Genomic DNA, 15,201 nt, shown 5'->3' on the forward strand with positions numbered 1-15,201 from the left:
GACTAGGCTGCGGACGTGCAGGCCGAGGGCGGAAACGCGGGTGAGCGCCTCAAACGTATCGAGGCGGTGACCGACCCTGCCCTGTCCGGGCTCAGCTTCGACGCCCTCCTCGTCGAGTCACTGGCCAGAACCGGCCAGTTACTCGACGTCGACACCGCAGCGGTCTGCCTGCTCGACGCCCACTCGCAGCAGCTCGTCACCGTCGCCGCCTGGGGCATCGAGGCGTTCCACGGTCACCCGGTGCGGCTGCCGCTGCGTCGCGGGTACGCCGGGCAGGTCATGTCGTCCGGATCGGCGGTACGGCTGGCCGATCCGGACGACGACAAACTGGCGCACCCCGGGTTGCGCGCCCAGGGCATCCGATCGCTGCTTGCGGTTCCGGTCACCATCGACGGCAGCGTCACCGGCGTACTGCACGTGGCGAGCCGGGAGCAGCGGACCTACCAGGCCGACGACGAACAGATGTTACGTCTCGTCGCCGACCGGATCGCCCTGGCCAGCCACGCCCGGGAACGCCAGGTCGACCGCACCACCACCGTCGCGCTGCAGCACGACCTGCTCCCCACCGACCTGCCGACGGTGCCGGGGCTGCAGTTCGCCGCCCGCTACGTCGCCGGGCACGACGTCGGGGTCGGCGGCGACTGGTACGACGTACTGCCGCTGCCGGACGGCTGGGTCGGGGTTGCGATCGGCGACGTCACCGGGCGAGGGGTGCACGCCGCCACCGTGATGGGCCGGCTACGCAGCGCGCTGCGCGCGTACGCCCTGGAGACCACCGACCCGGCCGACGTCCTCGCCCGGCTGGACCGCAAGGTGCAGCACTTCGAGCCGGGGATGATGGCCACCGTCTGCTACGCCACCATCGACCCCACCGCCACAGTGGTGTCGATGTCCACGGCAGGGCATCCGCCACCGGTGGCGGTCGACGGCGACGGGGCACGTTGCCTGCAGGTCCCCGCCGATCTGCCGTTGGGCACCCGGATCGACCGGCCACGGCGGGTCAGCACCGTCGAGCTCTCCCCCGGCTCCCTGCTGTTCTTCTTCACCGACGGGTTGGTCGAGCGCTGTGGGCCGACCATCGACAGCGGGCTGCGGCAGGTATGCGAGGCGATCACCGCGTCGAGCGCCGAGACGGCCTGCGTATCGGTGATGAGTGCCCTGGTCGACGGCCGGCCGCTGGTCGACGACATCGCGATGCTCGCGTTACGCCGCGACTGACCGCCGCCGGAGCGGGACCGACCGCCGCAGGCGGCAGGCGGCAGGCGTCACGGCCGGCCCACCGACGGCACACCGGCGGCGTCGTGCGGGGCGCGGGCGCGGGGATCGTCCGTGGTACGGGCGGCCGCAGCCGCGTCGGCCCAGTCGCCCGACCGCCCACCCGCGACCCCCATCGTGGGCGCATCGGCCCCTCGTGGCTGCGCGTCCGGGCTGGTCTTGCGCCCGTTGGCCAGCGTCACCTGGTCGAAGCGCACCTCGACCGGTTCGGCGTACCGCTTGCCGTTGACCGGATCGTGCCGCATGAACCCGGCGGCGCCGATCCGCACCGTGACATCGTACGGGCCCGGACCGGGCACGCTGGCGTTACCGCCGTAGTGGTACAGGAACGGATGCCACAGGAACGGCAACCCGGACGACACGACGCGCCGGCCGTCCTGCTCGATGTCGATCTCGACCGACAGGCCCGGGACGAACCTGCCGTCCGCCGCGTCGGCCACCGCCACCTCCAGGTGCACGTTGGCCTCGTCCGCCGCCTCCCGCCACACCAGTTGGCCGCCGACGAGTTCGTACATCCCCTCGGCCCGCTCGTTGACGAACGACACCAGGTAGTCGCCGGCCCGCCGGCTCAACGCCCCGTCCTCGGCGGCCATCGCGCGTAACGCGTTCGTGTACGCGTGACCCTGCTGCCGGGCGACGGCCAGTTGCGCCTCCGTCGCCTCGTTGCTGGCCCGCATCGGTGGTTTCGCGGCTGATGTCGTCATGATCGTCCTCCGATGCGCTCCGCCGGTGTCCCGACCGGGGCTTACCCCGCCCTGGCCGCACTATTACCCCCTCGGGAGAGTTCACCGGCGGCTGGTCCGCGACTTGGCCGGGGTGAACGGTCTGCGCCATGCTGGAACCCGGACGAGGTCGGAGGTCGAGTTCAGGGTGGCTCAGGATGAAATCCGTCGGCCCAACGTCGGCGAACTGCTCCGCCACGTACACCTGACCGGGCCGGCCTCCCGGGCGGCGTTGGCGACCCGACTGGGTCTCAACCGCAGCACCATCCTGGCGCTGACCGCCGAACTCACCGCAGCCGGCCTGGTCCGCGAGGAGCTACCGGACCGGAAAGGTCGCGCCGGCCGACCCTCCCTGGTGGTTCGGCCCGAGTCGCAGCGGTTCCACGTCCTCGCCTTCGACGTGGCCGTCGACCGGCTGGTCGCCGCCAGAGTAGGGCTCGGCGGGGTGATCCTCGACCGGCGGGAGGCGGTACGGCCACGAGCCGGCGTCGACCTCGACCGGGTCGTCGAGGTACTGGGCCGGTTCGGTCGGCAGTTGCAGGCCGCCGCGCCGCCCGACTCGGTGTGTGTCGGAGTCGGCGCCTCGTACTGCGGCATGATCTCCCGGGGTGACGGCCTGGTCCGGTACGGGCCCGACCTGGGCTGGGTCGACCAGGCGTTCGGCGCCGAGCTGGGCGAGCGCCTCGGCCTCGGCCTGCCGGTGCTGGTCGGCAACGAAGCTCACCTCGGCGCCCTGGCCGAACAGCAGCGCGGCGCCGGTGCCGGCTTCCGCAACCTGATCTACCTGCACGGTGATGTCGGCGTCGGTGGCGGGATCATCGTCGGCGGCAAGTTGCTCGACGGCGACGGCGGATACGGCTCGGAGGTCGGCCACATGGTGGTCAACCCGCACGGCGGCCGGGACTGTCTCTGCGGATCCGCCGGCTGCCTGGAGGCCGAGGTGGGCGAGCGGGCACTGCTCGACGCCGCCGGACGCCCGGCCGAGCTGTTCGGCCACGATGCCGTACGGGAGGTCGTGCACGCCGCGCACGACGGCGACGGCCAGGCGCGCGAAGCGTTGAACCTGGTCGGTGACTGGTTGGGGGTCGGCGTGGCCAACCTGATAAACCTGTTCAACCCCGGCGTCGTGCTGTTCGGCGGAATGCTGCAGGACCTCTACCCCGCGACCGCCCCGGCGGTTGCGGCCCGGATCGACCGCCATGTGTTGCCCGTGGCCCGGGAGCGGGTCGAGCTACGGATCTCGGCATTCGGCGCCGACACCACCCTGGTCGGCGCAGCGGAACTCGGCTTCTCCCGGCTGCTGGCCGACCCGCTCGCTGCCCCTGCCTGACCGCGAGCACGGTGCTCAGGCAGGGTCAGGGACAGTCCCCCGCGCGAGCTACCCGAAGTGTCCACCCGACGGTGACGACCCACAGGTCGGTTCCTTCATAGCCTCTTGGCGACGACGGCAGCAGGTGAGCTGCCAGTTCGACGAAGGAGCACTCATGCGTCTGGTGAAACAACTCGTGGCGGTCGCGGCGGTGGCATTCGTCGGCAGCCGGGTGCTCGCCGGCGTCGGCGGCAGTACCTGGCTGACGCTGGCAGCGGGTGTCGCGACAGCCGTCGCCGCGATCCTGGTCTACGCCTGGGTGGTACGGCGTACCGAACACCGGGTGCCGACGGAGGTCGCCTGCGGCGGGGCAGCGGTGCCGACCATCCGGGGCGTACTGATCGGGGTCGCCATGTTCACGGCCGTCATCGTCACCATCGCCTTCCTCGGCGGCTACCACGTCCACGGCCTGGGCTCGGTGTCGGGTGCGCTGGCGCTCGTCGGGTTCATGGCCGCCGTCGCCGTCACCGAGGAACTGCTCTTCCGGGGCGTACTGTTCCGGATCGTCGAGGAACGCACCGGCACCTGGATCGCGCTGCTGCTGACCGGTGTCGTGTTCGGCCTGGCGCACCTGCCCAACCCGGACGCCGGGCTGTGGGGCGCGACCGCGATCGCCGTCGAGGCCGGCTTCATGCTGGCCGCCTGCTACGTCGCCACCCGTAGCCTGTGGCTGCCGATCGGGCTGCACTTCGGCTGGAACTTCGCCGCCGGCGGCATCTTCGGCACCGCCGTCTCCGGCACCGGCCAGCCGGACGGACTCCTGGACGCCACCACCTCGGGCCCGGCCCTGCTCACCGGCGGCGCCTTCGGACCGGAGGGAAGCCTGTACGCGGTAGCCGCCGGAATGATCCTGACCGTCGTGTTCCTGTGGCTGGCCCACCGGCGCGGGCACATCGTCGCCCGCCGTCGGCGTACGGCCGAGGTCGGGCCGGTTGCTACGGTCGCCCGGTGACCGACCCCCGGGGAGTCCGGCAGCTGTGGCGGCGCTGCGACGTCACGGTCCGGGATCTTCCGTTGGCGCTGCTACTCGCCCTCGCGACGATGGTGCCGGCGCTCGACAACCGGGGTACGCGGCTCGGTGACCTGCCGGACCGCCCGTTCGACCTGCTGGCCGTCGCCGTGGTCGCCCTGCAGTGCCTGCCGCTGGCCGGCCGCCGCCGCTGGCCGGGCGTCTGCCTCGGCCTGGTGTCGGTCGGCTTCGCGATCGACCAGCTGCTCGGCTACCACACGGTCGCGGGGACCGCGCTACCGATCGCGTTGCTGAGCGCGGGAATCCATCTGGGACGGCACCGGCGGGCCACCCTGGTCGCGGTCTCCGCCGCGTACGTGCTGTTGGCCGTCGCTCTCGACCAGCGCGGGTCGACCGAAGGCCTGGCCGGGTTCGTCACGTTCTACCTGGCCCTGGCCTTGGCCTGGGGTGCCGGGGCGTGGCTGCGGACGTCCCGGGCGGCCGAGGCGCAGCACCGCCGGCACGTCGCCGAGAGCACCCGGATCGCCGAACGCACCCGGATCGCCCGCGAACTTCACGACGTCGTGACGCACCACGTGACGGCGATGGTGGTGCAGGCCGAGGCGGCACGCTACCTGACCGCCGCCCCGGACCGCCTCGACCAGACGCTGACCACGATCACCGACACCGGCCGGCGGGCGATCTCGGACCTGCGGAACCTGCTCGACCTGCTCGACCCCGATCACAGCGGTACGGCGTCCACATCGTCCCTGCGTGAACTCCGCACCCTGGTCGAGCGGGCCAGGCAGGCCGGTCAACCGGTGGAGTTCACACAGGAGGGCAGGCCACCGGAGTCGGCTGGTAGCGCCGAGGCGACCAGCTACCGAGTGGTCCAGGAAGCCTTGACGAACGCACTCAAGTACGACCACGGTGGGCCGACAGCGCTGCACGTCCGATACGACGAGACGGAGATCACGGTGACGGTCAGCAGCGCGGGATCGGGGTCGAGCGCCGGATCCCCCGGCGGCGCGGGGCGCGGCCTTGCCGGCCTGGCCGAGCGGGTCAGCCTGCTCGGCGGCGACTTCGACGCCGGCCGGCAGCCGGGCGGCGGTTTCCTGGTCCGCGCCCGCATCCCCACCGGCAGCCCGGCGTGACCGCGCCGGTCCGGGTGCTGATCTGCGACGACCAGGCGCTGATCCGTACCGGCTTCGCGACGATCATCGGCGCGCAGCCAGACCTTGAGGTCGTCGGCGAGTGCGGCGACGGGCAGGCCGCCGTCGACCTCGCCGGCCGGCTACGCCCCGACGTGGTGGTGATGGACGTACGGATGCCGGTGCTCGACGGTATCGAGGCGACCCGCAGGCTCGCCGGGGCCGGCGTTGCGGATCCCGTCAAGGTGCTCGTGGTGACGACCTTCAACCTCGACGAGTACGTGTACGAGGCGCTGCGCGCGGGAGCGAGCGGGTTCCTGCTCAAGGACGCGCCGCCGGCCCAGTTGCTGCACGGCATCCGGACCGTCGCCACCGGCGCGGCGTTGCTGGCCCCGGAGGTCACCCGCCAACTCGTCGGCCGGTACGCGGCCCGGATCCGCCCCACCGACGACGCACCGGCCGGCGTACCGCTGACTCCGCGCGAGCTGGAGGTGCTCCGGCTGATCGCCAACGGCCTGTCCAACAGTGAGATCGCCGCGACCCTGGTGATCAGCCAGGAGACCGTCAAAACGTACGTGTCACGCATCCTCACGAAGCTGGACCTGCGCGACCGCGTCCAGGCCGTGGTGTACGCGTACCGCCGGGGTCTGGTGACCTGAGCGGCCCCCGGGCCGGGCCCTTCGGTCGATTCCCGCTGATGACAAAGTCATCCCAAACAGTTGACAGCGTCATCTCAGCTGCCTACGCTGACTGTGATGACGTTGTCATCTTACAACGCCGGAGCCCTCGGCCGCGGGAGTCAAAACCGCAGGAACGCCGTGGGCCCGGCGCAATCGTCGAGGAGTGTCGATGAAAATCTTTCTCACGGGTGGATCGGGCTTCGCCGGAGGAGCAATCCTGCGGCGGCTGGTCGACGACGGGCACACGGTGCACGCGCTCGCGCGGTCCACGACGGCTGCGGACGCGATCACATCGGCCGGCGGGCTCCCGGTCGACGGCGACCTGTCGGACCTGGTCAAGTCCGGCAGCGGGCAGGCATGGCTATCGATTCTCGACGAGGTCGACGCCGTGGTGCACGCGGCGGCCTTCATGGCCTTCTGGGGGCCCGACCAGGTCTTCGTCGACCGCAACCTGCTGCCGACCCGCGCCCTCTACCAGGCCGCCGTGAACGCACGCGTCAAGCGATTCGTCCTGGTGTCCGCAGCCAGCGTCTCCACCGGCACCAATCACGACCACACCGTCGACGAAAGCTCCGACCCGGGCAAGGCGAACATCGCCTACAGCCGCGTGAAGCTCCGCACCGAGCAGGAACTGCTTGCCCTGCCGCACGGGAACACCTCCCTGGTCGTCATCCGACCACCGTTCCTGTGGGGCCAGGGCATGACCCACACCTTGCAGGGATTCATCGACTCCGTCGAAGCCGGCCGATTCTCCTGGATCGACGGAGGGCGGCACCTGGTCGACATCTGCCACGTCGACAACCTCGCCCACATCATCACGCTGGCACTCGACCGTGGGGATCACGGCTTGATCTGCTACGTCACCGACGGCAGCCCGCGCCGCGCCCGCGACTTTTTCACCCCGCTGCTGGCCACCCGCGGCATCGACGTCAGCAAGGCCAACAGCGTCCCCCTGGCAGTCGCCTCACCGCTGGCCACGCTCATGCAGGCCGTCGCGAAGGCGCGTCGCAGCGCCACCGCGCCACCGATCACCCCGTGGATCGTCTCGTTCATGGGCCGCGACCGCGTCTACGACATCTCCCGCGCACGACTTCGACTGGGCTATCAGCCGGCGATCACCGTGGAAGAAGGACTCCGGCGAATGGCGCAATCCCCCACCATGGGCCGCTGAACCTCGCGCCTACGCCACACTCCCGCCACTCGACCAGCGAAAGGAACTTTCATGAAGCAGTTCACAGTGGATGACCAGACGTCGAAGGTACGTCGAGTCACCTTCGCGAGTCCACCGTTCAACCTGATCGGCGCGGACACGATGGCTGAGCTGTTCGACATCGTCGACCGGCTGAGCGGCGAGGAACAGGTCAGCGTCGTCATCTTCGACAGCGCAACGCCGGGATTCTTCTTCAACCACGTCGACGGCGCCCAGATCCCGGCCATCGCGGCGATGGCCGGCAGCGGGCCCCTGCCCGGGTTCGTCGAACTCGGCGTGCGCCTGGCTGCCGCACCGTTCGTCAGCATCGCGTCGATCCGGGGACGTACCCGTGGCGGCGGCGCGGAGTACACCGCCGCCTTCGACCTGCGCTACGCCAGCCGGGAACAGGCGATCTTCGGCCAGCCCGAGGCCGCCTTCGGTCTGGTCCCCGGCGCCGAACGACTGACCCACCTCCTCGGCCGCGACCGAGCTCTGGAGGTACTCCTGACCGGTCAGGACTACGACGCGGACCGGGCCGAACAGTACGGCTGGGTCACCCGGGCGATCCCCGACGCCGAACTCGACGACTTCGTCGACGCTGTGGCCCGGCGTATCGCCAGCTTCGACAAGCAAGCCATCACGGCGGTCAAAGCCGAGGTGAACCGCTCCACCTTGCCGCCGGAGGAGAACCTGCTGGCGTCGTTCGTCGAGTCCGCCCGATCCGCCGCGGGACCTGTCGCCCAGGCTCGCGGGCGGGCCGTCGGCAAACTCATCGCCCAGATCGGGATCGACGACGTCGAGCGAAACCTGGGCCACCACCTCGAGTCGCTGGCCGAACAGCCGTAGCAACCTCAGGGGCGGGTAGCCACAACCTTCGGCTACGGTCGGCAAACGCGTTCCAACCCGGCCATAGGATGAGCGAATGATCCGGGCTGAAACCGCCGCCGCGACACGCCAGGCCCTGCTCGAAGCGGCGGCCGAGCTGCTTGACCACGGCGGCCTCGAAGCCGTGACCCTCCGTGCCGTTGGAGCGCGGGCAGGGGTCACCCGTGGAGCTCCCTACCGGCACTTCCCGGACAAGGAACACCTCATGATCGCCGTCGGCAGCCAGGCGTGGGACGAACTCGGTCAACGGATCGGCGCCATCCACCGAGACCCCAGCCTCACACCGGCCGCAAAGCTGCGGGCCCTCCTCGCCGCTTTCATCAACCTCGCCCGCCGCCAACCCCATCTCTACCGTCTGATGTTCAGCAGCCCCGCCAGCGATCCCACCGCGTTCGCCCGGGCTGCCCAGCCCACGCAGGACGAATCCCTGCGAGTAGTCGCCGGCGTGACCGGCGAACACGATGCCCGCCGATACGCCGCCCTGCTCCTCGCCAGTGCCGACGGCATCGCCGGCATGGAACTCACCGGCCAGCTCGAAGGCGACAAATGGCACACCACCGCCGAAGAGCTGATCGACACGCTCGTCACCATGGTCGCCGGCCAAACCCGCGGCAGCGCCACGGAGGCGGCGGTCAGTTCCTGACGGCGTGCGCGTGACACTCGGGGGCCGGTGCCGGACCGCGCGGGCGTAAGCACCGGCGCCAACCCCGAAAGCTTGCCGGAAGCGCCGGTTCAGTTGGCTCTGGCCGAGGTAGCCCAGACGTGGTGCTACCTCGGCCACCGGAGGTCCTATCCCTGCCACCTGAGGTGAACCCTCAGGTCGCTAGACTGGGCCCTCGCGCCCTCGTAGCTCAGGGGATAGAGCATCGGTTTCCTAAACCGTGTGTCGCAGGTTCGAATCCTGCCGGGGGCACCCCAGAGATCAGCAAAAACGCCAGCTGACCAGCGCGTACGCAGATCCGTCGATGATCCACAACATGCAGCCGGATGCCACCGGAAGCCGCCGTTTGTCGCCAGCCACGGACTATTCACGGATTGATCTTGAAGGCGTTTCCCCAGGTCACACCCGGTGCCCGGAGCAAGATCCGGACTGGCGGCCGACACCGCGAGCCTACCCACCGAAGCCCTGCAACGCGTCGCCGATCCGCTGGTTGACCGTCGCCTCCTGGCCGTCGATGCACTTCGCGTACACCTTCAACAGCACATCGACCGAATGCCCGGCCCGCTCCGCGACCTCAGTTGCCGGAGCACCGGCGTTGAGCCAGAGCGACACCGCCGCGTGCCGCAGGTCGTACGGCCGACCTGCCAACGGCGACGCCACCTGATGCGGAGTCAGCGCCAACGCCCGCGCCTCCTCCCACACCCGCGAGTACGTGGACGCCGCCACGACGTTGCCCCGCTCGCTACGGAACAACCGGCCGTCGTCTGCCACGCCGTACCGGTCGATGTGCTTCCGCAGGATCGTCACCAGCTCCGGCGGGATCGGCACCCCGCGTGACTCGGCGTCGGCCCGATGCTTGAGCCCGCGCCGATCGTGCGCCTCGCCGCTGTCGGTCCACCGCTTGCCGGACTGCGGCCGGTTGTCGACCAGCGTCAGCCGCCCCCATCCAGTTGCCGGAAGGTGGCAGTCCTGCTCACGCAGGCCCAACGCCTCACCGGGCCGCAACGCCGCGAGGTAGAGGCAGGCGAAGAACGCCACCAGGCGCTCACCCTTGCGGACCCGACCCCGCCGCCCGACGTACGTCAGCGCGGTCAGCAGCTCCGCCGCCTGACGCGGGTTGACCACCACCCGCCGGTCGACCGTCACCGCGACCTTCTTGCGAGTCGACCGCACCCGGAGCTTGTCGACCGGGTTGAAGTCGAGCAGTTCCAGTTCCACCGCGTACTGCAGGACGTTGTAGAACACCGACCGCTTCCGGCGGACCGTCGTCACCGCAGCCGCCCGCCCGTCGAGCGTCAGGGCCAGGACATCGAGAGCGCCCCGGACCGTCGCCGCCTGCCCCAGCTCGACGAGGGGCAGCGAAGCACGGCGCAGCCAACGCGCGGCAGGCGCCAACTCCGGCGGGACATCGGATTGCCGAACAGCCGGCGGCAGCAGGTGATCCACCAGCAGGCGCCGCAGCTCCCCCGGCCCCGGCCGACCCGACAGGTCCCGGACCAGGGCCGGAGTGACGGTGGCCAACGCGTCGACCAGGCTGGCCCGCGACTTGGCAGCCGCGCCGGGCCACTTCATGTCGACGTAGGACTGAACGAACTCAAGCCAGGTCTGCGCCTCCTTGGCCGCCATCATCGAATCAGGCAGGCCGGTCACCGAGTCGAACGCCTCGCCCCGGTTGATGGCCTGCATCAGGTCCGACCGGAAATTGTCGGCAAGGGCACGGGTGGCGAAGTTCCGCGACTTCTCCCGGCCGCCGACGACCCACCGGACGGTGTACGTCTTCTTCCTGCCGCCCTTGTTGACGCGGATGTCCCACACCCGCACAGCGCGGGACTTCACGCCGCCTCCCGATGCCGTTCGAGCCAGGCACGCAGGTCACGCCGGCCGATGCGCAGCTCACCGTTCGGGAGCTTGATGCACTCCGGGGCGATGCCCAGCTCACGCCAGCGGTAGAAGGTCCGCCGAGAAACGCCGTTGAGTGCGCTGAGTACCTGAGGGACGGTCAACAGCTCGTCGTCCATTGGGGTGGTTTCCTCCGAGGGGTTCAGGCTGCGAGGGTCAGGGGTCGAGTCGTTGCCGGAACAGCGCCGGTGGCGCGTTGTCGGGCGTTGGTGAGGGTGGTGCGCCAGCGGATGCGTTCGGAGACGGCGCGCAGGATGCGGTATTGCAGGGGTGGGACGTCGGGGTCGTCGGGTCGGGCTAGTTCGAACCGGTAGCGATCCGGGTTGTCGACCTGCCCGTCCGCCTGCCCGCCGTTGCCGTCGTTGTTGTCGGCGGCGGCCTGGTCGTCGGCGCCGGCGAGGTTCCCGGCGAGGATGGCCCGGACCCAGGCCCGGTTGTTGGCGCGGTGGTCGGCCAGGGTCTTGCCGGACCACTGCCGAGAGACCAGCACCCGCCGACCGGTGAAGCCGAGCGTCGCCCGTTGGTGGACCTTGCCGGTGCAGCGACCAGGAGTGAGGCCGGGTTTGGCCTTGTCCGGCTGGACGCCGTAGAGCAGCCAGTTGGCGCACGTCGGCGAGCACGGCAGGACCGACAGTTCGGCGTGGAGCCGGTCGAAGTGCGCCCTCTGGGGGTCGGAGCGTGGCCGGGCCTGGTCGGTCAGGTCCTTGGTGACGTACTTCGTGACGTAGCGGATGGAGCGTTCCGCGTCCTTGGTGCCCTGGTCGATCCCGCGCGCGTCGATCCGGCCCAACCGGGCGACGTAGGCGGGTGGGGAGCCGGGTTCCTCCAGCTCGTCAAGCGCCTCGCCCCAGGTCGGTAACGCCTCCTTGGTTTTGGGGTCGACGTACGCCTGTTGGTCGACGTCCCACACCGGCGGTGCGTCGACCCGGTAGACGGGTTGGTCGAAGCGTGGCCACCACACCTGGTGGTAGGTCGCGGCGGCGATCTGCTTCAACAGCTTGCGGGGCAGGGTGCCCCGGATGGCGAAGTGTGCGTGTGGGGCGAGTCGGCGTTGCAGCTCGACGGCCCCGGCGTACTGGACGTTCCAGCCCGCCGCCCGGCGCAGGTTCTGCCACCACCGGTCCAGCACGCGGGCGAAGTGGATCGAGTCCAGCGCCGCCCGCCGGTAGTCGTAGCTGGCCGGATCCACCGGCGTACTCAGCACCGGGTCGTGCGGCTGGTGGCGTTGACCGCACTCGCACGGCACCACGTAGCCGCCGCGCCGAAAGTGCGAGTGCACCGGGCCGTGACTGTCGAGGGTGAGCGTGAGCAGCATCGACGGCCGATAGGTTCTGCCCTGCCGGCCGGTGTAGGCGCGGCCGACCGTACGCGGGTCGACAGGCAGCCGGGGCAGGTCGGGGGTGTCCTGGCGGCGGCGGGTCGACCGGCGACGCCGAGGCCGCTCGTCCCGCTCGGTCGGGGTGAGCTTGCCGCGTAGGTTCGATTCCGCCAACGCTTCGTCGACCTCGACGATCGCGTCATCGAGGTCCGTGACCTGCGCCGCCCGCGCGTCCGGGTCCATCGGTTCGTAGGCCAGGGCGTGGCGTTCGAATTCGAGGTGTGCCCGCAGGCGGACCAGCGACAGGACATCCTCACCCGGCTTGTCCGGGCGGACGGCCGGTTCGTCGGCCAGGTGCCAGCCTTCCCGGATCTGCTGGATACGTAGCCGGCGGCCGCGTTCCGCGCACGGCTTGCACTTCGCCGCCAACGTCGCCCCGCAGGGCACTTCGACGATGTCGGTACGGCCGGTCACGGTGTCGGTGCGGCGCAGCACCACCGGCCGCACGCACACCTGATGCTGCTCCGCCAGCTGGCGTAGGGCGTCCTTGGCGAGGGGTTGACGCATCCGGGCCGCCCGCGACCCCGGACGCGGCACCACCGACAGCGGCGATGATGCGTTGTCCGGGATCGCGGCGCCCACACCCGCCGCCGGCCGGGTCGCGGGTTCGGGGTGAGTCACTGGTCAGCCTCCACACCAGCCATCGCAGCGCCGTTACGGGTCGGGAACCCCGCCACCGGTACCGGCACCACACCCCGCCGCACACCGGGGACAATCGGGCGGACCGGTTCAGCCATCGGCGCCTGGTCGACGCCCGCGACCTGGTCGACGGGCCGGGCAGCCGGGACGGGCACGACCGGGGCGGCGTTGTCAGTGTCGACCTGGTCGACAGCAGCCGCCGAGGAGTTGCCCGGCTGGACGACGACGGCAGTCGCCGGCTGCTGGTTGTCCGGCTGGTCGACACCGGCCGGGGCGGGGGCGGCGGGTTTGGTGGACAGGACGAGCTTCGACAGGCCGAGGAACGCCAACGCCGGCACCGCCGACAGCAACCAGCCCGAGATACCCGGCTTGGCCACCGCCAACTGTGCGGCCAGGGACAGGCACACCGCGCAGACCAGCAGGAACATCGGATAGCCGACCGGCCCACCCGTGCGACGCCGCCGCCGGATCGTCAACAACGCGGCCAGGGGGATCAGTTCGGAGATAGCGGCGTTGGCCCAGCCGAACCACTCCCCCGTACCGGGCGGGGAGTTGTCCATCGTCCATTCGTGCACGTGGGTGAACGACGCCGCCCCCGCCAGACCACCGACGACGAGCAGGATCAGCACCAAGAGCACGCCTTCCGCCCGCTCCGCACGGGTCGGCCCACCAGTCGACGCCATCACGCCACCACCCCCGCCACGCCACCAGCGCCGTTATCGGTGTCGTCGAGGTGCCGGTACGCGCGGCCAAGGCCGCGAATGTCGTCGTCGGACAGGTAGGCGAACCGGACCCGGACGGGTTCCCGCACACCGTCGAGGACGACGTAGCCGACCCCCGGCAGCGTCTCCGGAACCCGGTCACACGCCGCACCCCGGTCACGGGCACCGTCGCCGAGGACCATGTCAGCCTGCTCCGGCTCGGTCATCCGCAACGCGATCCGCGTCGGGAACAGATCCCTAAACGGCAGAACGTCCTTACGCGGGTCCTGCAACGCCGCCACCACATGCACACCCACCGCCCGGCCCTGCGACAACAACAAACCCAGCGCCTCTTTGATGCGGTCGCGGACCTTGCGGTCCGTCAGGTAGGCGGTCAACGCCGCCAACTCGTCGACGACCACGACGATCAACGGCTCATCCCGGCTCGGCGTGTGCTGACGGGTCACCCCACGAAGCCGGTCCGCCCGCAGCCGCATGCGTTTCACGGCCTCTTCCAGGACACCGGCCATGGTGTCCGGGTCCTGGTAGCAGAACCGGGCGAACAACGGCAGCCCCGCCGCCAACTCCATGCCGCCCTTCGGGTCGAACACCCACAGCTCCACCAGGCCGGAACGGACACCGCCGGCCAACGCCGAGATCAGCGACCAGATCACCGACCCCTTGCCGGAGTTCGTCGCCCCCGCCACCAGCACATGCGAACCGGACAGCCGCAGCCGATACAGCTCCCCGCCCTCCTGCACACCGAGAGGGAGGGCGGCAAGGTCGGGTTCGGCCGGGACCGGCAGCGGCGCCACCACGGCGGCGAGGGGATCCCGGCGGGTGAATCGCACCGCCACCAGATCCGGCCGCACACAGGCGGACGCCCGTGCTTCGCGTTGGTGGAAGCCGTGCGCCAACCGGTCCGCGTTACGCGCCCAGTCATCCGGCACCTGACCGGGCAGCATCCGTACCGTCACCGTGTCCCCGAACCGGTCGGAGGACACCCGGACCAGGCGCGGCACGTAGCGGACCCCGTCGAAGATCACCGCCAACCCGCAGGTGGCGGTGACCGCGACCCAGCGACGCCGGTACACCCACAGCCGACGCCACCGCCCGACGATCGGGTACCAGCCGAACCGCCACCACGACCCCGGATGCAGCCGCCACCACACCGCGCACAATCCGGCGAGGCCGGTGTCGACGGCGGCCAGGACCAGCGGCCCCCACTCCACATACACCCACCCGGCCGCAATGGTCGGGCCGGAGATCCACCAGTAGCGGACCGCCAACACCGTCAGCCGGACCAGGCCACGGGCCAGCCACCACAACAGGAGCAGCCAGCCCGGCATCCGCCACGACGGCAGCCGCACATTCATCGGCGCGACCGGGACCTTCTCCCCCGGAATGATGTTGATCAACGGCATGACGACGTCACCGCCCCGACCAACGGACCGGACGACCCAGCGTCGCCATACAGGTACGGCACGCCATGTGCAGCAGATCGAACCGACGTGGACGCACCCACCGCCCGCAACGCGGACACCGGATCTCATCCACCAACGCCGGCAGATCCCGCAGGCCGACCACCCGGCGGGCCACCGCCAGCCAGGACCACAACACACCAGCGAGCAGACGACGACGCCACCTCACGCCGACCACCACCAGGCGCTCGACGAGACTGGGCAAGACGGACCAAGGGC

At 70.6% G+C, this 15,201-nt stretch carries 13 protein-coding genes, 1 tRNA gene and 1 pseudogene; 9 read left to right on the forward strand and 6 right to left on the reverse strand.

Annotation, left to right across the window (positions count from 1 at the left end):
• Positions 1-15: 15 nt before the first annotated feature.
• Positions 16-1,218: a GAF domain-containing SpoIIE family protein phosphatase gene (locus tag O7623_RS13110; protein WP_282228898.1), complete on the forward strand. Its 1,203-nt coding sequence runs from the start codon at positions 16-18 to the stop codon at positions 1,216-1,218.
• 254 nt (positions 1,219-1,472) lie between these two features.
• On the opposite strand, the pseudogene O7623_RS31365 reads toward O7623_RS13110, so the two are convergent.
• Positions 1,473-1,979, reverse strand: a pseudogene (locus O7623_RS31365) (iron transporter); the annotation flags it as partial.
• A 166-nt stretch (positions 1,980-2,145) separates the two neighbouring features.
• Between O7623_RS31365 and O7623_RS13120 the strand changes: the two are divergent.
• The 8 genes from O7623_RS13120 (at position 2,146) to O7623_RS13155 (ending at position 9,136) form a co-directional block, all read left to right on the forward strand.
• Complete coding sequence (locus O7623_RS13120) at positions 2,146-3,327, forward strand: ROK family transcriptional regulator (protein ID WP_282228899.1); 1,182 nt, start codon at positions 2,146-2,148, stop codon at positions 3,325-3,327.
• A gap of 154 nt (positions 3,328-3,481) precedes the next feature.
• On the forward strand, positions 3,482-4,318 hold the full coding sequence (locus tag O7623_RS13125) for a CPBP family intramembrane glutamic endopeptidase (RefSeq protein ID WP_282228900.1): 837 nt from the start codon (positions 3,482-3,484) through the stop codon (positions 4,316-4,318).
• Positions 4,315-5,469, forward strand: a complete 1,155-nt coding sequence (locus tag O7623_RS13130) for a histidine kinase (protein WP_282228901.1) — start codon at positions 4,315-4,317, stop codon at positions 5,467-5,469. Before O7623_RS13125 ends, O7623_RS13130 begins: the two co-directional genes overlap by 4 nt.
• A complete protein-coding gene (locus O7623_RS13135) occupies positions 5,466-6,125 on the forward strand; it encodes a response regulator transcription factor (RefSeq protein WP_282228902.1) in 660 nt (219 codons plus the stop codon). Before O7623_RS13130 ends, O7623_RS13135 begins: the two co-directional genes overlap by 4 nt.
• 190 nt (positions 6,126-6,315) lie before the next feature.
• On the forward strand, positions 6,316-7,317 hold the full coding sequence (locus O7623_RS13140; protein ID WP_282228903.1) for an NAD(P)-dependent oxidoreductase: 1,002 nt from the start codon (positions 6,316-6,318) through the stop codon (positions 7,315-7,317).
• 51 nt (positions 7,318-7,368) lie between these two features.
• A complete protein-coding gene (locus tag O7623_RS13145) occupies positions 7,369-8,184 on the forward strand; it encodes an enoyl-CoA hydratase/isomerase family protein (protein WP_282228904.1) in 816 nt (271 codons plus the stop codon).
• A 76-nt stretch (positions 8,185-8,260) separates the two neighbouring features.
• Entirely contained in the window at positions 8,261-8,866 is a 606-nt protein-coding gene (locus O7623_RS13150) for a TetR/AcrR family transcriptional regulator (protein WP_282228905.1), read from the forward strand.
• A gap of 197 nt (positions 8,867-9,063) precedes the next feature.
• Positions 9,064-9,136: transfer RNA gene (locus O7623_RS13155), tRNA-Arg, on the forward strand.
• 198 nt (positions 9,137-9,334) lie between these two features.
• On the opposite strand, the gene O7623_RS13160 is transcribed toward O7623_RS13155, so the two are convergent.
• The 5 genes from O7623_RS13160 to O7623_RS13180 are packed head-to-tail and all read right to left on the reverse strand — an operon-like array spanning position 9,335 to position 14,925.
• Complete coding sequence (locus O7623_RS13160) at positions 9,335-10,720, reverse strand: tyrosine-type recombinase/integrase (protein ID WP_282228906.1); 1,386 nt, start codon at positions 10,718-10,720, stop codon at positions 9,335-9,337.
• Positions 10,717-10,902 (reverse strand): helix-turn-helix domain-containing protein, encoded by a 186-nt coding sequence (locus O7623_RS13165; RefSeq protein WP_123603208.1) that lies wholly within the window; start codon positions 10,900-10,902, stop codon positions 10,717-10,719. The genes O7623_RS13160 and O7623_RS13165 overlap by 4 nt, the downstream gene beginning before the upstream one ends.
• Before the next feature lie 23 nt (positions 10,903-10,925).
• Positions 10,926-12,782 (reverse strand): replication initiator, encoded by a 1,857-nt coding sequence (locus O7623_RS13170; RefSeq protein WP_348775143.1) that lies wholly within the window; start codon positions 12,780-12,782, stop codon positions 10,926-10,928.
• Complete coding sequence (locus O7623_RS13175; protein WP_282228907.1) at positions 12,779-13,483, reverse strand: DUF2637 domain-containing protein; 705 nt, start codon at positions 13,481-13,483, stop codon at positions 12,779-12,781. The genes O7623_RS13170 and O7623_RS13175 overlap by 4 nt, the downstream gene beginning before the upstream one ends.
• Positions 13,483-14,925 carry an FtsK/SpoIIIE domain-containing protein gene (locus O7623_RS13180; protein WP_282228908.1) on the reverse strand — a complete coding sequence of 481 codons (1,443 nt, stop codon included), beginning with the start codon at positions 14,923-14,925 and terminating at the stop codon, positions 13,483-13,485. The genes O7623_RS13175 and O7623_RS13180 overlap by 1 nt, the downstream gene beginning before the upstream one ends.
• Positions 14,926-15,201 lie beyond the last annotated feature (276 nt).

The sequence above is a fragment of the Solwaraspora sp. WMMD791 genome (assembly GCF_029581195.1).
In the GTDB taxonomy this organism is placed as follows: Bacteria; Actinomycetota; Actinomycetes; order Mycobacteriales; family Micromonosporaceae; genus Micromonospora_E.